Genomic DNA, 20,797 nt, shown 5'->3' on the forward strand with positions numbered 1-20,797 from the left:
CGTCCCTTATCGCGGACAGCCCCTATTCTCCGAATTCGGGCCTGGCTTTCGAAATCAGCCTATGGCGTTGCCCGCTTCGGCGGCGATCTGGGTCAGAGCCTCGCCATCGGGGATGGTGGCGTGGCTGCGGCATCGGATCCATTCGCCGAAGATCTCGATGAGCGTGTTGACGGCGATGGCATAGCGCAGTCGGGTGGCGAATCCCTCGGCGTCCTCATCGTCGGCGGGGAACATGTCGGCAAGTATCGCCGACCATTGGGGTATCCGTGCGAACATGGCGCTACGCAGCGTATCGGTGTCGTTAATGATGGTGAGGCCTCGTGCCAGCGACTCATATTGTTCATCGTCGAGCCGGTTCGCGACCTCCTCGACGACGATCGAGGCGATGACGAACGGCGACGTGGGCGACGGCTTGTCTGCCGTCCTCGCCTCGATCGCGGACGCCAGTTCCGCGATCTGCGGGGGCTCGATGACAAGATCCTCTTTCTTGGGGTAATAGCGGAACAGTGTGATCGGGGTCACGTTCGCCGTCTTGGCGATCTGCTGGACGGTGACCTCGTCGTAGCCGTGTTCGAGGAAGAGTCCGATGGCGGCCTGTCGGATGCGTTTGCGGGTCTGCCGCTTCTTCTCCCGCTGCCATTGCTCGCGGGATGAGACCGCCTTCGCCGATACTCCCCTGGCGTTGCTGTGCTCCGATGTCATGCCTGGCGTCCTTTCCTTCGAACCCTTTCATACTATGCCGTATGTCATTTACCTTGTCGTAATGGGTTGCGAACGTGTTACCGAGGGCCGGTTGTCGCCGCGACATACGTGCGGGAAGGGCCGGTGTCACGCCTGTTCGGAGGATTCCGCAGGCGTGGTGTAGCGGACCGTGGCGAGGTAGAGGATCCATGCGAGGGGCATGGCGAGCATGAACAGCGGGTAGAACCATTCGATGGGCATATTGCCGTACAGCAGGCCGCCGATGATGGGCCCCAACGACATGCCGAGGTCGATGCCTGCATAATACGTGCTGTTGGCGATGCCGCTGCGTGCCTTGCCTGCGATGATGACGGCCTGCGCCTGGGTGACCGAGCTCATGATGCCATAGCTGCCGGCCATGAGAACCGCGGCGAGGATGAGCGGTATGTCGTTGCGCATGAGGTCGAGGCACAGCAGTGTGGCGAGCATGAGCAGCGAGCAGACGCGCATGAAGAACCGGAAGCTCTTCTCGTCGAACAGGTCGCGCAGGGTGACTCGCATGATGAGCAGGGCCACGGCGTAGAGCGGGAAGAACAGACTGACCTCGACGGCCAGGTGCCGTGCCGACACGTAGGAGACGAGGAACGACTGTGTGGCGAAATACGGGATGGCGAACAGCATGAACACGAGCGAGAGCGGCACGACGCGCGGTTCGACGATGCTGCGGATGCCGAACCGATGCGAAGCACGCTCCGTTTTGGCGGAGGCTGTCGAAGCCGGGGACTTCTTCGCCACCGGCCGTCCACCGTTGCGCACGAACAATACGGAGACCACCATGAACACGGCGACGACGGCGGAGATGAGGAACGTGTGCCGGTAGCCGATGACCTGCTGCGCCTTGATGCCGATAGCGGGGCCGATGGCCATGGCCAGTGCGTTCATGGTGCCGTAGAGCCCCATGCCGGCGCCCATGTGACGGATGGGCAGCAGCAGCGACATCCATGTGGCGAGGCAGACCGAACAGCAGGCGAAGCCGACGCCGTTGACCATGCGTGCGGCGATGAGCGACGCCGGGTTGGAGGCGAGCGAATACCAGATGCTGGCCACGAGGTAGAGTGCCGAGCCGATGCCGACGAGCATGCGTTTGCTGGTCTTGTCGGCGAGGTTGCCGGCGATGGGCCGGCAGAACAGGGCGATGATGTTCATCATGCCGGAGACGACGCCCATGAGCGCGCCCGATGCGCCGAGATGCTCGGAGTAGCCGGCCATCAGCGGCGTGGCAAGCATGTTGCTGGCCATGAAGCAGAATGTCGCGACCATGACCAGGACCACATCTCGGGTGAGCAGTCTGTCGTCGTTGTTTTTCGTCAACGTTCTCATCTCCGGAAATAACTCATATGATGTTCATATCAATATGAAAGCCCTCCCCCTTTTGTCGCGGGGAGGGCTTGCGTGTGTGGAAACGCTTACGCTGCCGGTTATCAGGCGCCGTAGCGTTCGAGGTAGGCGTCGGCCGCGGCCTTGATCTCGTCCGTGACGTACGGGGTACCGTCGGCCGTATTGATGCGCCGGCCGGCTTCGAAGATCTCACGCACGTTGGCGATGGCGAAGACGGGGAAGCCGAACTCCTGTTCGACGGCCTTGACGGCGGAGAGGTCGGAGTCCTTGGTCTTCTCCATGCGGTCGACGGAGAGCACGAGGCCTACGACCTCCACGTTCGCCTCGGCCTTGAGCTTGGGGATGACCTCGCGCACGGCGGTGCCGGCGGTCATCACGTCGTCGACGAGCAGCACCTTCATTCCGTCGGTCAGCTGGGTGCCGACCATCATGCCGCCGTCGCCGTGGTCCTTCTTCTCCTTGCGGTCGAAGGTGTAGCCGACCTCCATGCCGTGGGCGGAGGTCAATGCGATGGCGGTGGAGACGCCGAGCGGGATGCCCTTGTATGCGGGGCCGAACACGGTGTCGATGTCCTTGGGCAGGTTGCCGGCTTCGATTTCGGCGGCGATCTTCTCGGCGTAGAATGCGCCGATCGTGGCGATCTTGCGGCCGTCGTTGAAGGCGCCGGCGTTGATGAAGTACGGGGACTTGCGGCCGGACTTGAGAGTGAATTCGCCGAACTTCAGCGCCTTGGATTCGAGCAGGAACTGTGTGAAGCGGATGTCGAGCGATGCGGTGTCGGTCATGTCTCTTTCTCCTTGTGATGTGATGTCAGCGCCAGGTCTTGCCTTCGGCGAGTTTGGCGGCGAGTTCCGGACGGTCGTCGAGCAGGTCGTCGAGCTCGCAGGCGACGCGCAGCGGCGCGACGGGGTCGAACAGGGCGGCCGCGCCCACCTCGACGGCGTTCGCTCCTGCATACAGATATTCGAGGGCCTTTTCGCCGCTGTCGACGCCGCCGATGCCGATGATCGGAATGTCGGGCAGTGCGGAACGTACCTGCCATACGCGTGCCAGGCCGATGGGCAGCACAGCCGGTCCGGAGACGCCGCCGGTCACATGGTCGATGATCGGCTTGCCGGTGCGGGTGTTGATGCGCATGCCGACGATGGTGTTGATAAGACTCAGTGCGTCGGCGCCGGCCTCCACGGCCGCGCGTGCGGGCACGGTGATGTCGGTGACGTTCGGCGTGAGCTTGACGATCATGGGCTTGTCGGTCATCTTGCGCAGCCGGGTGATGAGCCGGCTCAACGCCACGGGGTCGGTGCCGACGCTCATGCCACCGGCGGAGACGTTCGGACAGCTCACGTTGATCTCCAGCATGTCGGCCGGCGAGTCGGCGAGCTTGGCCACGACCTCGGCGTAATCGTCGTCACTGTGGCCGGCCACGTTGGACACGACGTTCGCGCCGATCTTCTTGAGCTTGGGCAGGTCGTCGACGAGGTAATGGTCGACGCCCGGGTTCTGCAGGCCCACGGCGTTGATGTTGCAGGCGGGGCCTTCGGCGGTGCGCACGCCGGGATTGCCCTCCCACGGGACCGGGGAGACGCCCTTGGTGGTCACGGCGCCGAGCTGGCTCACGTCGTAGAACCAGCGAACGGCCGCATACTGGAAGGTGCCGGATGCGGTGCCCACGGGGTTCTTCCAGGGCACGCCCGCCACCACGGTGGGATGTTTCCACTCGTGGTCGTACAGGTCCATGGTTTCGGTTTCGGGATTCGCTGCGGTCACGGTCATGGACTTCACTCCCATCCAAGCTGTTCTCGGGTGAATACGGGTCCGTCCGCGCAGACCTTGAGCCTGCCGTTCACGGTGTCGGTGGTGCACAGCACGCAGGTGCCGTAGCCGCAGCCCATGCGCTGTTCGAGGCTGAGCTGGCAGGGGATGTCGCGCTTGGCTGCCCAGGAGGCCACGGCCTTCATCATGGGCAGCGGCCCGCAGGAGAGGATCACCGGGGGCAGGTCGCCGTCCTTCAACTCGTCCTCGATGCGGTCGAGCAGCGTGACCACGTTGCCTTCCGACTCGTCGATGCTGTAGGTGCGGTCGGCGTAGCGGTCCACGTATTCGTCGGCGAAATGGTTCTTACGGTAGCCGAACACGGCGGTGGATTCGCTGTTTTCGTCGCCGGCGATGTGCTGGGCGGCGTGGATGAGCGGCGGTACGCCGAGGCCTCCGGCCACCAGCACGTAGTTCGCAGGCTCCTTGGTGTTGAAGGGATGGCCGAGCGGACCCATCACGTCGATGACGTCGCCGGCCTTGAGCTCGGCGAACTCGCCGGTGCCCTTGCCGACGACGGCGAAGATGAAGCTCACCAGGTCGTCCTGGATCTCGCTGATGCCGAACGGACGGGGCATGGGCTTCATGGGATCGTGGGTGAAGAAGTCCACGAACTGGGCGGGGCGTCCATGCGCGGCGATGTACGGATCGCGGATGGTCATACGCATCACGCCGGAATCGAGTTCGGTGATGTCTGCGATCTCAACGGTGTGGCGGGGCGGGAAAAACCCATGGGCGACCGCCGCGTCGACGACGGCCCTGCCATGTGCCAGCCGCTCCTCCGTGGCAGTCGGGATGAACGTGTCTGCGGTCAAAGTCTCTGCTCTCCTTCAGGTTCAGTGCTGCAGGGCGGAATCGAGGTCGTCTCGCATGCGTTCGGCGGCTTCCCTCGCGCTTTCGCCTACGATCTGCAGCGCCTCGTCAAGGTCAAGGTCCTCGCTGTAGGCGGGGTTCTTCTTCCAGGCGCCGATGATACCACGGGAAGAATTCACGATTGCGCCCGAACCGTTGCCATCGAACATACGTGCCACGTCGGCGGCGGTGCCGCCCTGTGCGCCATAACCGGGCACGAGGAAGAACGTATGCGGCATCCGCTCGCGCAGCTGCGCGCCCTCTTCGGGGTGGGTGGCTCCCACGACGGCACCGGCACGCGAGTATCCGTGCTCGCCGATGGTGTCGGCGCCCCACTGTTCGACCAGGTCGGCGACGTGCTCGTAGACGCGGCCGCCGTTCTTGAGCTCCAGCTCCTGGATCTCGCTGCTGGAGGGGTTCGAGGTGCGCACGAGGATGAACACGTCCTTGTCGGTGGCCGTGGCGGCGTTGATGAACGGCGTGATGCCGTCGGTGCCGAGATACGGGTTCACGGTGACGGCGTCCTCGTACCATTCGGAGCCGAACTGGAATTCATCGCCGTTCTCGTCGTAGTCCTCCACATCGACGGCAAGGGCGGCGGCGTTGCGCTGCACGTTCTCGATCTCGTCCTCGCTGGCCACGTCGGCGAACCGCAGCGGGAAGCCGCTCAGATGGTGGGCGTAGGCTTCGGCCGTCGAGCCGATGTCGCCGCGCTTGACGTCGCCGAGCACATACAGGCCGTTGTCCTGCGCGTACTTGCAGGTGCGCGCGTACATCCACAGTCCGGCCTCGCCCAATGCCTCGTACATGGCGATCTGCGGCTTGACCGCGGGGACGATGTCCTTCACCGCGTCGATGATCGTGGTGTTGAACTTGAGATACATGGCGGCGAAGTTGATGGACCATGCGGCCTCCGCCTCCATGGGGTTGCCCATCTCGCTTTCGCTGACGGTCGCCTCTCGCGCGTGGTCGATGAGCTGCTTGGGCAGCAGCGCCGGCTTCGGGTCGAGTCCGACGACGCTGGGGTTGTTCTTCGCCGCGATGGCGTCGATTAGGCGGTCCATGAGTGTTCTTGTGTCCTTTCCGGGGAACGAATGAAGAATCGGGAAAACGTGAAGACGCGTCTTACAGCCGGCTGAAGACGAGCCTGGAGCCGATGATGGTGGCGAGCGGACGGCCGGTGACGTCCCATCCGCCGAATGGCGTGTTGCGGGCCTGGGAGTGGAAGCGCTCGGGATCGACCTTCCATGCCGCATTCGTGTCAAGCACGACGAGGTCGGCGGTCTCGGGATGCTCCACCGCGCTCAGGTCGAGCATGCGACGGCCCTCGCCGGCGCCGGCCGTATCGAGCATCGCATCGATGTCGGCGGGGTCGTGTCCCATGAGCCGCTGCGGCTCGGTGGCCATGAGCTCGATGAGTCGCTTGTCGGAGATGTGCCCGCCGTCGACGAGCACCTTGTGGCATACGCCGTAGGCGCATTCGAGTCCGATGATGCCGTTGGGCGCCTCGAGGAAGCCGCGTTCCTTCTCCTCGAGCGTATGCGGCGCATGATCGGTGGCGAGCAGGTCGACGGTGCCGTCGGCGATGGCCTCGATGGTGGCCTGACGGTCGGCCTCCGAGCGCAGCGGCGGGTTCATCTTGGCGAGGGTGCCGTATTCGAGCAGCGCCTCGTCGCTCAGGGCCAGATAGTGCGGTGCCGTCTCGCAGGTGATGGGCAGACCTTCGGCCTTGGCTTTGCGGATGGCGTCGAAGGAGATGGCCGTGCTCACATGCTGGAAGTGGATGTGCACACCGGTCTCACGGGCCTTTTCGATGTCGCGGGCGACGATCTTCAGTTCGGTGTCTTCGGGGATTCCCGGCACGCCGAGCTTGCGCGAGACGGGCCCGTCGTTGACGGCGCCGGTGTCGTGATGCTCGCAGTGTTCGATGAGGTAGAGGCCGGATTCCCTGACCATGCGCAGCACGTCGTCGAGGATCTCCGGCGTGACGGCCGAGCCGTCGTCGCTTATCGCGGTGATGGGATGGTCGAGCTGGGAGCGGTCCTTCTCCCCCTCGGCCACGCCTCGGATGTACCAGTGCCAGTCGGCGAGGTCGGTGGCCTCGTGGCCGGCACGGCCCTTGGACGCACAGACGCACAGGTCGTAGCGCACCGGCAGGTTCACGTCGTGGGCGGAATCGTAGTGCTGGAGGAAGTCGATGACGCTGTCGAATCCCTTGCCGAGCACCTCCTCGGCGCCGGACTGCTCACGATCCGTGACCTTCACACCGTCCAGCGCCGGCACGGTGTTCGGCATGATGAGCACGTTCGTGTAGCCGCCGGATGCCGCGGCGGCGGCGCCTGAGACCATGGACTCCTTGTACGTCTGTCCGGGGTCGCGGAAATGCACATGCGGGTCGGCGAAGCCCGGTGCCAGCGTGAGTCCCGTGGCGTCGACCTCGCCGTCGAAGACGGCGTCCTCGTCACGGAAGAAGCGCCCTTCATCGGTTTCGGGAATCACCAGATCGATGGTCTCGCCCGTGTCCCATACGGTGATGTTGCGCAATGTGAGCATGTGCTTTTCCTTTCACAGTCGGTGCGGCCGCCGGTATGCCCGCCGACGGCCGCAGTCCAGGGAACCTGGCTAGAACTTGGCTTCCTCGTCGCAGTAGTCGCAGCGGTATTCCTTGCGCTCGGAGTGCACGAGGTGGAAACGCTGTTTGATGCCGCGTTCGATGGTGGTCACGCAGCGCGGGTTCACGCAGCTGATGACGTTGGTCACATGCTCGGGCAGGTTCGGGGTGAGCTTCTGTACGATCCTGCCGCCGTGCACCACGTCGACGGTCGCCTGACGGGCCACAAGTCCGAGCACGTCGAGGTCGATGTCCTGCTCGCCTTCGATCTTGATGATGTCCTTGGAACCGAACTGGTGGCTGGTCGTGTTCATGATCAGCGCAAGCCGAGTGGTGGCCGGGTTGATGTTGAGATAGTTGAGCACCTTCAGCGCCGTGCCGGCGGGCACGTGGTCGATGATGATGCCTTCAGTGATGCTGGTCACCTCCATCAGGCGGCCACCTCCTTCGCGTTGACCGCGTCGATTCCTTCGGGGTCGAATCCGGGCAGTTCGTCGCCCAGTACGGAGCATTCCAATGCCATACGCATGAGCATGCCGTTCTTCACCTGCTCGAAGTAGGCGGCACGCGGGTCGTGGTCCACCTCCACGGCGATCTCGTTGACGCGTGGCAGCGGGTGCAGCACGGCCATATCCTTCTTGGCGAGCTTGAGCTTGTCCTCGTCGAGGATGTAGGTGTCGCGCAGGCGCAGGTAGTCGTCCTCGTTGAAGAAACGCTCCTGCTGCACACGGGTCATGTACAGCACATCGAGGTCGCCGATCACCGAGACGAGGTCCTTGACCTCCACATAGGTGCAGTTCTCGGTGGCGTTGATGCGGTCGATCACGTACTGCGGGGTCTTCAGCTCGTCGGGGCTGATGAGCACGAAGTTCACGTTGCCGAAGCGGCACAGCGTCTCGATGAGCGAGTGCACGGTGCGGCCGAAGGTGAGGTCGCCGCACAGACCCACGGTGAGGTTGTTGATGCGGCCGAAGCGCGACTGCAGCGTGCACAGGTCGGCGAGCGTCTGCGTGGGATGCATGTGTCCGCCGTCGCCGGCGTTGATCACGGGAATGTCCACCGCCTCCGAGGCCACCAGCGCAGCACCCTCCTTCGGGTGGCGGATGGCGACGACGTCGACGAAGTTCGCGACGGTCTTCAACGTGTCGGCGATGGATTCGCCCTTGCTCACCGACGCCTGCTGGGCTCCGGCGAAACCGATGACGCGGCCGCCGAGACGCAGCATGGCGGTCTCGAAGCTCAGACGCGTGCGGGTGCTCGGCTCATAGAACAACGTTGCGATGATACGGCCGTCGCAGGTGTGCGAGACCAGTTTGCGATTTGCGTCGATGTACTGCGCCTTGCGCAGCAGAAGCTCGATCTGCTCGGTGCTGAGATCGTCGAGCGTGACAACGCTTTTTCCGATGAAATCCTCGCTCGGGGATATTGATGACATGCGCGCCTTTCCGTCGTTGTTTGGATTCAGGCGGCCACAACATCGTCGCGACCTAATCAAGTCTAAATTCCCATAGGGACGGAAAGACGCAAAAACATGACACGCGTTGTTTACGTTGGCTTCGGCGGCCGTTCACCTCGGTCCGTCGAAACCTCCTACTCCTCTCCTTCTCGTTTTTTCGCGGCGGCGACCTCCAACTGGTCGAGGAAGTCGGTGAGATAGTGGATGACGCGCCTGCCGCCGGCCAGCACGCGTTCATCGACCGCCTGGTTGCGGCCCGCCTTGAGCTGGGTGACGATGCGGTCACCCTGATGCTCGCGCCTGGCGCTGAACCTGCATAGCACCACGGCGTCCTGCGGAGGCTCCTCGCAGATGGAGATGGCGTAACGGGCCACGACCATGGGATCGTCATTATGGGGAAGCTGCTGGTTGATGAGCATGGCCAGTGTCTCCAACACGCGACGCTGGCCTTCGGACGCCTTGATCTCATCGTTGACGCGCACGCTCACGGCGACGCCATTGAGCTCCCTGGACGGCTGGTCGGCGCAGATCACCGCCTCGAGGTTCATGTCGTCGATTTCGGCGTCTGCGTCGAATGCATAGTAGTAGCCGAGCGTGCTGAACCCGTCGGCGTCGGTGATGGGGCTTGTTGCGTCGTCGCTCATGGATGCGCTCCTTCTTCGGAAGATAAAACGTCTACGCACAGCATAGCGGATGATCGCCGTTCTGAAGATAAAAGAAGCCTCCCTCTGACGAGGGAGGCGGAGACTAAAGAAAACGACGGGAGAAACCGAACGCCCGAAAGCATGCCACGCTCGTCAGAGCACGGCGGTCCTGCAATTAGGGACCGCCTGCGGCAGCGTTTATCTGGCTTTCTCGCTCGATGAAATTGCAAATCGGCATGCCGTGCTCATTAGAGCACGGCGGTCCCGCAATTAGGGACTGCCTGCGGCAGCGCCTTACTGGCTTTCTCGCTCGATAAAATCGCTCGAAAGCATGCGGTGCTCGTTAGAGCACCGCATCCGCTTGCATGAGGTAGACGTTTTGGCGCATCATCTTGGCCTGGCTGCGCGTGATCTCCTCTTCCTCCTGCATCTCGCGAATCGTCTCCAGCTCGAGACGGAACGTCTGCGTGCGGATGTCCTCCACGCCCTGACGCGACGGCAACGACGACAACGTGGGCAACGACGACGACTTCGCATGCAAAGTGCTCAATGCGGCACGGTATTCGCCGATCAGACGGGCGATGATCTCCGCGTTCTCCACATCGGTGAGCACCTCGTTCTTCAGGTGCCCGATGGTGGCCTCGAACAGTTCGATCTGGATGCTGCGCATCATATCGGTCTTATGCGGGTCCAGACCGGGCGTCACCCGTGCCAGCAGCGACCAGATGCGACGCAGCAGAATCATGGCCTGACGACGGGGCTTGGCCTGACGGATCTGGATGTGGTGGCCGCCCGAGCCGGTGAGATGATTCAGCGAACTGTTGAGACGGGTGATGAGCTGTTCGGCGGCCTCCTCCTTTTCGGGATGCTCCTCGAGCAGGTCGTTCAGCCACTCCCGCTCCCATTCAAGCGTCGAGACGCGAACCTTCTGTTCTCGTTTGATGGTCTCCTGGGGAACCGCGAGCTTCACGCGGTCGATGCGCTCCGTGTAGGAGTGCATGACGGCACGCACCTCCTCATGGGTCTCCGGGGTGTCGAGCTCGGCGATCTTCGTAAGCGTGCGGCGCAGCATCTCCACGTTGTCCTTTGCATACTCCTCGCCCTTCACGTCGTCGTCGCGCGGTGCCAGCAGCGGAAGGATGATGTTCGCCAACACCAGCGACACCACGATGTAGCCGGAGACGATGAACAGCAGGGCGCTGCGCAGTGGAATATGCGTGGCCTCGTCGATGCCGTTGGGCAGCGTGAACGCCAATGCCAGCGAGATCGTGCCCTTCGGGCCGCCGAACGTCATGACCAGGGCGCTGTGCACTCGCTCCTTCGTAAGCTTGCGGCGCTTGCGGGTGACCCGGTCCTTGGTGACGCGCAGCATGCCCAGCATCCACAGGAAACGGATGACGAGGGACACGACGGTGAGCACCACCACGGCCAGCACGAGCATCCAGCTGCTCACCGATTCGTTCTGCCAGCTGGAGCGCATGGCGATGGGCAGTTCGATGCCGAGCAGCACGAACACCGAACCGTTCAGCGTGAATTCGATGAACTGCCATACGGAGTTCGAAACCAGATTGGTGCGGGCGATGTCGCTGCCGAAGCCGTAACGCTGGAAGGTGATGAGCAGGCCTGCGGCCACCACCGCCAGCACGCCGGAGACATGCAGGTGCTCGGCCCCCACATAGGCCGCGAACGGAATCAGCACCTCTATGCCGATGCGCAGGGTCATCGTCTCCATACGGTATCGGCGCAGCAACAGCACCAGCTTGTTGAAGACGAATCCGGCGACCACGCCCACGGCGACGCCGCCGAAGAAGCTCACCGTGATGCCTTGGGCGAACTGCGCAAGGGAGAACGTGCCCGTGAGCGCGGCGAGACAGGCGAACTGGAAGCCCACGATGCTGGCCGCGTCGTTGAACAGGCTTTCGCCGCGCAGCACGTTCAGCTGTCGCTCGGTCAGCTTCGCCTCCTTGCTCAGCGAGGCGACGGCCACAGCGTCGGTGGGGCCGAGCGCCGCGCCGAGCGCCAGTGCCGCGGCAAGCGGCACCGCAGGCCACAGCACATGCAGCGTGATGCCGGTGACGGCGAGCGAGAGCAGCACCAGTCCGATAGCCAACGACAGCGACGGCCCCAGGTCCTTGGCCACTTCACGACGGGGGACGTTGCGGGCCTCAAGGAACAGCAGCGGGGCGATGAACAGCACCATGAACAGTTCCGAATCCAGTTCCAGATTCGGCAGGAACGGCGTGAAATACCAGACCACACCCAAGGCGATCTGCACAAGCGGCGTCGACACGCGGGGAATGAAGCTGCTCAGCGCCGACGACACCAGAACGGCGATAAGCACTTGAAGGACCAGGGTGAGTTGGGCCATACGGGAAGGACCTTTTCTTCTCTCTTATTGACAAAATCTATTCAAAATGCTAGCAGTCAAACGTTTTCATCGCGTTAAGGATTCGTCCATGGCTTATTCATTTTCGCGGGAAAACCACGCCTCCAAAGATTCCCGCCCGTAAGGAGTCGGCGTCGACGAGCGGTCACAGTCCCGCCTTCTTGAGCTCGGCGACGATGCCCACGTAGAACTCGCGCACATCGAATCCCTCGATGTTCTCACGGTTGAGGTCGATCATGTCGGCATGCGAGATGCCGCGTCTGCCATTCGGCTCCAGCCAGATGAACCGCTCCCCCCACGGGAACGACGGCTTGGACACCAGTCCGTCGTTGGGGCCGTCGAACCATTTGACCAGCGGATACGTGAAGTTCAACGGGAATTTGCCGGTCGTCGCGTGGGCGAGCCTCGACCCCACGCTTTGGCATCGTATGCCGGGGAACGGCTCGAGCCCGATCCGCTCGTTGATGCGGGCGCATCCCTCCTGCGTGAGGTCATGCACGGCAGCCATGAAGTCCGGGGTCTTGTCCCCCAGACGGGCCGCTGCGGTGTTGTAGGCGGATTCGACCCTGTGCTGGGCGGAGAGAGGAATGTGGGACAGCAGATAGTCGGCGAATCCGCATCCCCGATGAGGCGTGTTGATGGTGGTCAGTGACGCGACCCACCGGCCGGCGCCGCATCGCGCGATGGCGTAGCGCATATCGAGCCCGCCCTTGGAATGGGCGATGACGTTGACCTTGCCGCAGCCGGTCTGTTCCACGATTCGGCGTATGCGTTCGGCGAGCTCGACGGCGCTGTCCGCGACCGACGAGGCTGACTGGTGCTCACCGTAGAAGATTCGCGCGCCGTTGCGTTCCAGCTCGTCCGGTATTCGCCCCCAGTAATTCAACGCCTTGGTATCCCGGAAGAACACGCCGTGCACCAGCAGGACAGGGTATCGGGTCGCGCAGATTCCGGCCGGCGCACGACGTCTATCGAATGCCTCCTTCTCCGATTCGAACCGCACCTCGCGCTCGACGGTGCGGATGATCAGCCGCAACGCGACCAGATTCGCGATGGGTATCCATCCGCACAGAATGCCGATGACGCGAATCTTCAGACCCAATTGCACGGAGGCGAGATAGACGGCGATGATGCCGATCCAGAAGACGACGGATTCGATCAGCGCGAACACCGCCAGCGACGAGACCCAGGGCATCCACCGGGAGGGCAAGGCGAAGAACGCCGACACGACGAATGCGGCACCGCCGATGAGCACGGTCCACCAGAACACCTTCAGAAGAATCACACCGAACCGGCAGATCGCGATACGGCGCGAGCCGGTCATCCCACCCGTTTTCCGTTTCATCCCGTTCACGCCTCCATTGCACCACGAACCATACACAATGGCGGGATTATCAGACGCGGCGCCGTCATCCGACGGCACGGAGATCACTGGACACCATGTCGTCTTGTGATTTACCGCCATGTGGTCCCGACAATATTCAGGCAGCGTACGCATAATTCCCATGAATACCCGCATGCGCATCCTACAATGGGAGGCGGGATCTATTCATCCGCCTACTATGGCTCTAATTCATGGACAGCGAGGTATCCATGGCGATTCAATCGACTATTACGCTGAACAACGGCACGGTCATCCCCCAGGTCGGTCTGGGAGTGTTCCAGACTCCGGACGGCGACACCACCGTAAACGCGGTCCAGACCGCGCTGGAAGCCGGCTACCGACACATCGACACGGCGATGATCTATCGCAACGAGGCCTCGGTCGGCGAGGGCATCCGCCGTTCCGGCGTGCCGCGTGAGGATATCTTCCTCACCACGAAGCTGTGGAACGACGACATTCGCTCCCATCGCGCAAAGGATGCGTTCCAAGAGAGCCTTGACAGGCTCGGGCTGGATTATGTCGACCTGTATCTCATCCACTGGCCTGCGGACGGCTGGCAGCAGGCCTGGGACGACATGCAGGAGATCTATGCCTCCGGCCGCGCGAAGGCCATCGGCGTGAGCAACTTCCATGAGCATCATCTCGCCGACCTTCTGGCGAACAGCGACGTGACGCCGGCCGCCGACCAGATCGAATCCTCACCGCAGTTCCCCAACCAGCCGCTTATCGACGCGGTGCAGGCCAAGGGCATCGCCGCGGAGGCGTGGAGTCCTCTCGGCGGCACGGGCGGCAGTCTGCTCGGCAACCCCGCATTGGCCGAGATCGGCGCGAAATACGGCAAGTCGCCGGCGCAGGTGGCGATTCGCTGGCATATCCAGCGTGGTGTGGTCGTGCTGCCGAAGTCCACACATGCCGAACGCATCAGGCAGAATCTCGATGTGTTCGATTTCACGCTCTCCGAGGCCGACATGGCCGCCGTCAGTGCGTTGGACACCGGCAGGCGCAACGGTTCCGATCCGGATAACTTCGCGTTCTGATTCCGACCGCAGGCCCCGTTCAGGGGCCTGTTCGCCATCCGTCGTCCATGCCGCCTTCCCGACGTCGGATTCTTCCGAACATGATGACGCAACGTTGCAAGAACGATTGCAAAGGAGTGGTCCCAAATGTCGTTCGCCACGGTCCATCAGGACATCACCACCATGCAGGTCGACGCCATCGTCAACGCGGCCAACACGCGGCTGCGTATGGGAGGAGGAGTCTGCGGCGCGATATTCCACGCGGCGGGCGCGGAGAAGCTCCAGCGGGCCTGCGACCGCCTCTCCCCCATCGTCACCGGTCAGGCCATCGCCACCACCGGATTCGATCTGCCGGCGCACTACGTCATCCATACGGCGGGCCCCATCTGGCACGGCGGCGATCATGGCGAGGAACGTCTGCTGCGCGCCTGCTACCGAAATTCGCTGAAGCTTGCGGACAAGCTGCATTGCACGAGCATCGCCTTCCCGCTGATCTCCAGCGGCATCTACGGGTATCCAAAGGATGCGGCGCTCGATGTCGCCGAGGACGAAATCCAATCCTACCTTGATGAAACGCCGTCGACGGACATCAATGTGTATCTGGTGCTGTTCGGCTGATGCGCCCCGATCGGTGCCGGCGTCTAACGCAGAATCGGGTCGACGAAGCGACGGTTGGCGAGCACGGGCAGGCTTTCCCGCGCCGAACACAGTACGCCTCGGTCGGGTCGCGCCGCGATCATGCCTGACCGCAGGCCAGCGTTCACGATCACCTCGCCCAATGGGTCGATGATACGGCTCAAGCCGATGTTCTGTTCGCTCACCTCGCTGCATGCCAGTACGTAGCAGGTGTTCTCCACCGCGCGGGCGGCGGTCATCAACGCCCAATGCCGCTCCTTCAACGCCCCTCGCACCCATGCCGCACTGACCACGATGACGTCGGCGCCCCGTACCGCCAGCGAGCGCGCGGTTTCGGGGAAGCGTACGTCGTAGCAGGTCATGACGCCTATCTTCCAGCCGTCGATGTCGACGATGGGCGGCAGTTCGTTGCCTGGCAGCACGGTGTCGGATTCCTTTTCGGCGAACGCATCGTACAGGTGGAGTTTGCGGTAGGCGGCGATGATGTCGCCATTCCGGACGACGAGGAACGTGTTGGCGACGCGGGAATCGTCCGTTCCGTATTTCCGGCCCGTGGCCGCCTCATCAGGTTCAGCAACGGTGCCTGAAGCGTTTTCGGTCGACAGGCGTTCATGCACGGTGCCCATGAGTGTAACGCCGGTCTCCCGGCTGATGCGGCGCAGCTGCGTCGCAAATGGCCCATCCAGTGGCTGTGCGTGTTCGGCCACGAACGCTCCGTCGCCGCCGTTGCGTGCGATGAGGCCTTCGGGCAATACCAGCAGTCGTGCGCCTTCGTCGGCCGCCTGCCGGGTGTAATCCCGTATCGTCGTCAGGTTGCCTTCCGAATCCGGCCCCACGGTGAACTGTGCCACCGCCACCGACAGTGTTTCGGCATCGCCCATATCATCCTCCGTTTCTTCTGTCCCGTTCTTTCCATGGTTGCTCACTGTTTCCCGCCATGGAGCCGACCTCTTGCCGGCGTGTCGTGGCGGGAAACGGTAAGTGACCGATTCGTCACTGGTCCGCACGGCTGTAGTTGACGGTGAAGTCCTTGCTTACCGGCCTCAGCTGGGGCATACGCAGCAGGGGGCTGAACCAGCTGGTGTCGAACCGCTGGTAGATGTCGAGTCCCCGGCCCATGTCGATGATCCAGCCGGTGTCGGTTTTGATGGACCGGTCATGGATGCTGTCCTTGAACTCGTAGGTGAATACGATGCCGTAACGCCCGTAGTTGTCCTGTAGCGCCTTCAGGTTGTCGAGCTGCTCCATGGCAGGGCCGTTGTTCCGCTCCTGATCGGTGATGAGATGGACCTGGATTTCCTCGGATCGGTCGGAGCATCGCAGCACGGTTTCGAGGAATTCCGCGAAATTGCGGACCTGATAGGATTTGCGAACATAGGGGTCGCAAACCACGATCCGCTTCGCTCCCGCGAGCCAGGGGCCGAACAGCCTATCGTAGCTTAGGTTGTTCTGTCCTTCCTTATATTCCCGACGGCCGGGTTTCGCCAGAAGGGCAAGCTGTTCGAGGCGCGAAAGCCGCGGCTGGGATGCCGGTGCCGCAGCAGTTCCGCCCGTCGTCGTCCGGTCTGCGGCGGAAGCACCGGAACCGGAGGGAGCCGATTCTCCCGATTCCATCCCGGCGGGCTCCATATCGTCTCTGGTCTTCTCCGAGGCCTTGTCTGCCCTGCCACGCCAGTAGAGTTCCGGATATTCGGTCTCCTCCAGCGTGCTTACGTAAACCTGTTCGCCCGAGCCGGCTCTTGTGTACGAGAAGTCCACTTCGGCCATGGTGTCATCGATTCGGCACAGCTGGTCCTTGACGCGTTTGCGTCCTTCGATGGCACAGCGCAACAGCGTCTCCATCTCCTCCATCGTGGCCTCGCCGGTCGGGTGGATGAGTTTCATGAGTCCGGAGAACGTCTTGCGGATGCCGGCCTTGTCTCGCGTGGACAATGTCGGCGACAGGGTGAAATACCGTTCGTATACGCTGCCGTAGTCCACGTCGCGCAGGTTGTGCAGTATCTCGGCCAGATAGTCGACCACGAACCCGTAGCCGCGGGTGAACATCTCGCCGCGGATCTGCTCGAACTCCCAGCCGGGAACGTAGTAGTGGATGCGGTCGAGGAACGCCGGATCGTGATACTGCCGAGGCAGCTCCTCGAACAGGTCGGTGTTCTTCAGCATGTAGGGCACGTTATGCGACGTGTTGCCGATGAACACCATGGACGCCTCGCCCTGCAACGTTTCGACGCCACGGGAGAACGACTTGTTGGCCATGTAGTTCTTCATGATGTCGACGAGCGCCTTGTCGGCCCGCTTGGCCTTGCCGGCGAATTCGTCGAACGCGACCGTGTCCCAGTAGCCGACGAGACCGATCCTGCCGCTGGCGTTGTTGACGAACAGTTTCGCCGCCGTCACTTCGCCTCCGGAGATCAGCATGCCGTGCGGCGAGAACTCCGAGTAGATGTGTGATTTTCCGGTGCCCTTGGGGCCGAGTTCCACGAGATTGTAGTTGCGTTCGACGAACGGGATCATGCGTACCAGATGCAGCAGTTTGGCACGTGTGCCGAACAGGTCCGGGTCGAATCCGATGGACTGCATGAGCAGGTCGATCCACTCGTCCGTCGTGAACCGGCCTCGCGCGGCGAGATAGTTCTCTCGGTCGTCGCGCGACATCTGCACGGGAGCCAGTTTCTGCAGCCGCCACGGCACCTCGTGCGGGTCTCCTGAATACGCGTAGCCGAGCGTGCACATACACCACACGCCCGAAACCAGCAGCTTCGGGTTCCTTTTCACGATTGTCGGGTCGACAATCACCTCGCTGATGCCGAGATTCGAGAACGTGGCCTCGTACCGGTCGTATTTCTCGTTCAACACCACCTGCACACGGTCGATGATGCTGTAGCGCCCACGTTCGCGGATACGCGACTGGATGAGGTTCGCCTCCTCGCGATGCACATAGTTGTCGCTGAGGATCCTGCGTACGCTGTCCATGCCACCTTCGATGCTCGTCGCATCGGTCGTGGCCGCATACTTGCCGATGAGATATTCAAGCACGTATGAGGGGACGGGCGCATTGCCCTTGATGCGGCCAACCAGGTCCTTGCGCGCCACGCATCCGGGGAACGTCTCGGCGATCTTGCGATCGAGTTCGGACTCGTTCGCCGGCTCCCCGTTCGCCGAAGCCGTCACATTGTCTTCCGTGTTCGTCATATGCCCTACCTTCATCCCGCAGGCCTCATGGCCTGTCAGAAGTCGAATCCGTCGTCGGCGAAGAGACTGCGTTTGAGCAGATAGTCGGCCTTCTGCTCCAGCATACGCCGCTGGTTGCTGCCGGCGATCCGTTCGGACAGGCGCAACTCCACCATCGTGTCGTTGAACCGGTCGGCCTCGCTCGTCAGCAGGAACGTCGCCGCCACATGACGGTCACGCGCCTCGGGGCTTTCGGACAGGAACGTTACCGGCACCTCGTTGGAGATCGGCACCGCATCGCCGCCGGCGACGCCGTACAGCCCTGCGAACACGGTGCGCTGCGCCACCTTGTCGCCCACCGGCTCGGTCTGCTGGAACTCCACGGTCAGCTGGCCGGTGGTGATGCGGTCAGTCTGCTGCAGAATACGGAACTCGACGGGCCTGACATCCTGCGCCGCCGACCGTCCCTTGCTGATGCGCACGACCGGCACGACGATCTCAGGCAGCGAGGCGCCGCCATGCACGTACCGCACGCCACTGCCCTGCTTCCGCAGCCGGTGGATGGAAACGGGCACCTGCACGCTCACGCCCTCGCCGTCGGCATCCTCCAATCCGAGCTGCACGGCCGTGAACGTGGTGAACGAAGGGGATTCGGCCAGGTTGGAACCGATAACGAACCGGCGTTTGCGCTGCCATACCGCGTCGCCCTTCGGCTGTTCGCTCAGCCATTCGCCGTCGGCCACGTCATGGTCCTGATACAGGAACCCATGGTCGGCGGTCACGATCATGTTGGTCACGTTCGCGTTCGCCAGCTTCTTCACGATGCCGTCCAGTTCGACGATGGCGCGTTCGCAGGCGTCGAACGTGGATGCCTCATCGCTTTCTCCGGCATGGTCGATCGTGTTGTGGAACACGTAGATCACCTTGTGGGACTTCACCAGCTCGCGGGAGTCTTCACGGTTGAGCCGCATCAGATCCTCGGCCTTCACGGCGGCACCTCCCACCTTCGCGAGAATGGCGTTACGGTTGTCGGCACCCTGCGACGGCATGCCGTCGACCAGCACGCCGTAATGGTCGTTCGTGCTGAACGTCAGCGTCCTGTGTGGCAGCAACGCGGCCATGCCCAGCTGCGTGTATGAAGGCAGCACGCTCAGCTGGGCCTCGGTCGTCGCATTCCAACGGTTCTGCGAGCGCATCCAGTCGGCGAAGGATTGTGCCACCTCGTATCGCAGTGCATCGGAGATGATGACGGCGATCTTCCTGCCGCCGTCCACGGTCTTGTGCACGTATTTCCGGTAGAAGTCCCGTTGCACCGGAACATCCTTGATGCCCCAATAATCGAGCTTGTCGACCTGCCGCTGCCATGTCTCACCGAGCCGGGATTGGAACCGTGAATAGCGAAGTTCTAGATCGTCGCGGATGGCCGACGCCTCCGCACGTCTGCCCTGCCGTTTCCATGCGCGGACGAACTCTCGATACGTTTGGTCTGCCCGGTACAGATGCTGCGCATACATGGCGAATCCTCGTTCGGGAGAATCGATACCGTCGATGGCCTCCTCGCATTCGTCGAGCGTGGCGCGAAGCCGGCTTGCCGCGCCGATGGCCTCATAATCGGTCCGGTAGTCGTCGTACCAGATGTGCGGTGTGCGCTCGCGGATGATGGCTTGTACGTCGTCGTCGGCTATCGTCTCGTTGCCGACCTCCTGATACAGGAGAGTCACAATCTGTTCGTCGACTTCGCTGAACAGCGAGCGTCGGATGAGTTTCTTCAACGGCATCGCGACGATGTCGCGGCTGAGCATGAGTTCGTCGAACACCTGTTCGGCAAGTTGTTTGAACGTGTCGGTGAAGGTGCGGTCGTTGCGCCAGCCTTCGAAGTCGCGTCGGATGTTGGCGTACCGGTCGGGGCCGGCGTCGCCTTCGGAGAAGTCGTTCCATGCGAGTTTGAACAGCCACAGCACGAAGTCCTTGACCGTCGGGGTCTTGTTCGTCCCCATCGGCGCAAGGTCATATGGCATATCCGCCGGGATATCTCCCGGAATCTCATACCGGTAGATGCCGCTGGTTCCCTTCCAGTGGAAGTCCAATAGTCCGGCCTTGCGGATGCGATCGATGCCGCTGTCGTCGTCTTCGGCGTATTGTTCGAGCAGCCGACGCCAGATGTCCTGCAGGCTGTTGCGCCCATCCGGCAGATTGAGCAGCACGGCGATCATTTTCGCCTGCATGGTTCGTGCGTCGTCATTTGCGCTCATGCGTTCGGCGAGCGCAGCTACGTCGTCGTCATCATCGAAGAACGGTTTGGTGTGCTGCATCACGTCGAGCCATGCGTCGCGGGTTTCACCGTCGGCGTCCTTGGGCATGGTTTCGTTGAGGATGAGCATGAGCCGGTCGGCGGAGAAGACGGGCCCGTAGGCGAGTTCGAGGTCGAGCAGCCAGTTGTGTTCGTCGTCGGGGTGCTCGTTGCCGGGTTCTGCGGCGTTGCGATAGATGAGGAACTTGGTGTCGGGCTGTTCGCGCAATACCCGGTATTTCACGCCGAACGGGTTGGTGTTGGTGAGTCTGATGAGTTCCACGTCACGCAGCGTCGCGTTCGTAGCCGTCGGGCCGACGAGCGTTGCCACGGCGTCGTCGTAGACGCCCTCGTTGTCCTCCCAGAACACGATGCGCCCTTCGCCGTTCGCCGACTCCACGTATTTGCCGAATCGTGCCGCCAGCAGTGCGCTCAGCTGTTCGCTTCCACCCATATGCTG

17 protein-coding genes are annotated in these 20,797 nt (G+C 62.6%); 2 read left to right on the forward strand and 15 right to left on the reverse strand.

Translation table 11 applies throughout. The features are described from left to right. Nucleotides 1-54 precede the first annotated feature (54 nt). The 12 genes from CS006_RS06750 to CS006_RS06805 all read right to left on the reverse strand — a co-directional run bounded on the left by CS006_RS06750 (nt 55) and on the right by CS006_RS06805 (nt 13,164). Nucleotides 55-702, reverse strand: a complete 648-nt coding sequence (locus CS006_RS06750) for a TetR/AcrR family transcriptional regulator (RefSeq protein ID WP_100511057.1) — start codon at nt 700-702, stop codon at nt 55-57. Between the two features lie 126 nt (nt 703-828). Next, nucleotides 829-2,052, reverse strand: a complete 1,224-nt coding sequence (locus tag CS006_RS06755; RefSeq protein WP_243386853.1) for an MFS transporter — start codon at nt 2,050-2,052, stop codon at nt 829-831. Between the two features lie 110 nt (nt 2,053-2,162). Then, on the reverse strand, nt 2,163-2,864 hold the full coding sequence (pyrE, locus tag CS006_RS06760) for an orotate phosphoribosyltransferase (RefSeq protein WP_100511058.1): 702 nt from the start codon (nt 2,862-2,864) through the stop codon (nt 2,163-2,165). Nucleotides 2,865-2,889: 25 nt separating this feature from the next. Beyond that, nucleotides 2,890-3,852 (reverse strand): dihydroorotate dehydrogenase, encoded by a 963-nt coding sequence (locus CS006_RS06765; RefSeq protein ID WP_100511276.1) that lies wholly within the window; start codon nt 3,850-3,852, stop codon nt 2,890-2,892. A gap of 5 nt (nt 3,853-3,857) precedes the next feature. Next, nucleotides 3,858-4,706 (reverse strand): dihydroorotate dehydrogenase electron transfer subunit, encoded by an 849-nt coding sequence (locus CS006_RS06770; protein WP_423734833.1) that lies wholly within the window; start codon nt 4,704-4,706, stop codon nt 3,858-3,860. A gap of 21 nt (nt 4,707-4,727) precedes the next feature. Then, the gene (pyrF, locus tag CS006_RS06775; protein WP_100511059.1) at nt 4,728-5,807 is read right to left on the reverse strand and encodes an orotidine-5'-phosphate decarboxylase; all 1,080 of its coding nucleotides are present in this window, start codon (nt 5,805-5,807) and stop codon (nt 4,728-4,730) included. A gap of 61 nt (nt 5,808-5,868) precedes the next feature. Beyond that, complete coding sequence (locus CS006_RS06780) at nt 5,869-7,296, reverse strand: dihydroorotase (RefSeq protein ID WP_100511060.1); 1,428 nt, start codon at nt 7,294-7,296, stop codon at nt 5,869-5,871. A gap of 69 nt (nt 7,297-7,365) precedes the next feature. After that, nucleotides 7,366-7,785, reverse strand: coding sequence for an aspartate carbamoyltransferase regulatory subunit (locus tag CS006_RS06785; RefSeq protein ID WP_100511061.1), 420 nt, complete (start codon nt 7,783-7,785; stop codon nt 7,366-7,368). Then, nucleotides 7,785-8,789 carry an aspartate carbamoyltransferase gene (gene pyrB / locus CS006_RS06790; RefSeq protein ID WP_100511062.1) on the reverse strand — a complete coding sequence of 335 codons (1,005 nt, stop codon included), beginning with the start codon at nt 8,787-8,789 and terminating at the stop codon, nt 7,785-7,787. Before pyrB ends, CS006_RS06785 begins: the two co-directional genes overlap by 1 nt. A gap of 155 nt (nt 8,790-8,944) precedes the next feature. Beyond that, nucleotides 8,945-9,454, reverse strand: coding sequence for a hypothetical protein (locus CS006_RS06795; protein ID WP_100511063.1), 510 nt, complete (start codon nt 9,452-9,454; stop codon nt 8,945-8,947). Nucleotides 9,455-9,797: 343 nt separating this feature from the next. Then, entirely contained in the window at nt 9,798-11,822 is a 2,025-nt protein-coding gene (locus tag CS006_RS06800; RefSeq protein WP_100511064.1) for a Na+/H+ antiporter, read from the reverse strand. Between the two features lie 163 nt (nt 11,823-11,985). After that, entirely contained in the window at nt 11,986-13,164 is a 1,179-nt protein-coding gene (locus CS006_RS06805; protein ID WP_100511065.1) for an esterase/lipase family protein, read from the reverse strand. Between the two features lie 269 nt (nt 13,165-13,433). On the opposite strand from CS006_RS06805, the gene CS006_RS06810 reads away from it, so the two are divergent. Together CS006_RS06810 and CS006_RS06815 are read left to right on the forward strand one after the other, a co-directional pair. Further along, nucleotides 13,434-14,261 (forward strand): aldo/keto reductase, encoded by an 828-nt coding sequence (locus CS006_RS06810; protein WP_100511278.1) that lies wholly within the window; start codon nt 13,434-13,436, stop codon nt 14,259-14,261. Nucleotides 14,262-14,387: 126 nt separating this feature from the next. Further along, nucleotides 14,388-14,858, forward strand: coding sequence for a macro domain-containing protein (locus tag CS006_RS06815; RefSeq protein WP_100511066.1), 471 nt, complete (start codon nt 14,388-14,390; stop codon nt 14,856-14,858). A gap of 23 nt (nt 14,859-14,881) precedes the next feature. On the opposite strand, the gene CS006_RS06820 is transcribed toward CS006_RS06815, so the two are convergent. From CS006_RS06820 to pglZ, 3 genes are all read right to left on the reverse strand, one after another. Then, on the reverse strand, nt 14,882-15,757 hold the full coding sequence (locus CS006_RS06820) for a nitrilase-related carbon-nitrogen hydrolase (RefSeq protein WP_100511067.1): 876 nt from the start codon (nt 15,755-15,757) through the stop codon (nt 14,882-14,884). A 112-nt stretch (nt 15,758-15,869) separates the two neighbouring features. Next, nucleotides 15,870-18,068: a BREX system Lon protease-like protein BrxL gene (gene brxL / locus CS006_RS06825; RefSeq protein ID WP_165777279.1), complete on the reverse strand. Its 2,199-nt coding sequence runs from the start codon at nt 18,066-18,068 to the stop codon at nt 15,870-15,872. Nucleotides 18,069-18,103: 35 nt separating this feature from the next. Then, nucleotides 18,104-20,791, reverse strand: a complete 2,688-nt coding sequence (gene pglZ, locus CS006_RS06830; protein WP_100511069.1) for a BREX-1 system phosphatase PglZ type A — start codon at nt 20,789-20,791, stop codon at nt 18,104-18,106. Nucleotides 20,792-20,797: the final 6 nt, after the last annotated feature.

The sequence above is a fragment of the Bifidobacterium primatium genome (assembly GCF_002802875.1).
Lineage (GTDB): Bacteria > Actinomycetota > Actinomycetes > Actinomycetales > Bifidobacteriaceae > Galliscardovia > Galliscardovia primatium.

What these genes read in the sequence shown, in the direction of transcription:
- brxL (WP_165777279.1), bottom strand. Translation starts at nt 18,068, where the DNA reads ATGACGAACACGGAAGACAATGTGACGGCTTCGGCGAACGGGGAGCCG.
- CS006_RS06805 (WP_100511065.1), bottom strand. Translation starts at nt 13,164, where the DNA reads ATGACCGGCTCGCGCCGTATCGCGATCTGCCGGTTCGGTGTGATTCTT.
- pyrB (WP_100511062.1), bottom strand. Translation starts at nt 8,789, where the DNA reads ATGTCATCAATATCCCCGAGCGAGGATTTCATCGGAAAAAGCGTTGTC.
- CS006_RS06815 (WP_100511066.1), top strand. Translation starts at nt 14,388, where the DNA reads ATGTCGTTCGCCACGGTCCATCAGGACATCACCACCATGCAGGTCGAC.
- pyrF (WP_100511059.1), bottom strand. Translation starts at nt 5,807, where the DNA reads ATGGACCGCCTAATCGACGCCATCGCGGCGAAGAACAACCCCAGCGTC.
- CS006_RS06795 (WP_100511063.1), bottom strand. Translation starts at nt 9,454, where the DNA reads ATGAGCGACGACGCAACAAGCCCCATCACCGACGCCGACGGGTTCAGC.
- CS006_RS06780 (WP_100511060.1), bottom strand. Translation starts at nt 7,296, where the DNA reads ATGCTCACATTGCGCAACATCACCGTATGGGACACGGGCGAGACCATC.
- CS006_RS06810 (WP_100511278.1), top strand. Translation starts at nt 13,434, where the DNA reads ATGGCGATTCAATCGACTATTACGCTGAACAACGGCACGGTCATCCCC.
- CS006_RS06820 (WP_100511067.1), bottom strand. Translation starts at nt 15,757, where the DNA reads ATGGGCGATGCCGAAACACTGTCGGTGGCGGTGGCACAGTTCACCGTG.
- pyrE (WP_100511058.1), bottom strand. Translation starts at nt 2,864, where the DNA reads ATGACCGACACCGCATCGCTCGACATCCGCTTCACACAGTTCCTGCTC.
- CS006_RS06800 (WP_100511064.1), bottom strand. Translation starts at nt 11,822, where the DNA reads ATGGCCCAACTCACCCTGGTCCTTCAAGTGCTTATCGCCGTTCTGGTG.
- CS006_RS06785 (WP_100511061.1), bottom strand. Translation starts at nt 7,785, where the DNA reads ATGGAGGTGACCAGCATCACTGAAGGCATCATCATCGACCACGTGCCC.
- CS006_RS06765 (WP_100511276.1), bottom strand. Translation starts at nt 3,852, where the DNA reads ATGACCGTGACCGCAGCGAATCCCGAAACCGAAACCATGGACCTGTAC.
- pglZ (WP_100511069.1), bottom strand. Translation starts at nt 20,791, where the DNA reads ATGGGTGGAAGCGAACAGCTGAGCGCACTGCTGGCGGCACGATTCGGC.
- CS006_RS06750 (WP_100511057.1), bottom strand. Translation starts at nt 702, where the DNA reads ATGACATCGGAGCACAGCAACGCCAGGGGAGTATCGGCGAAGGCGGTC.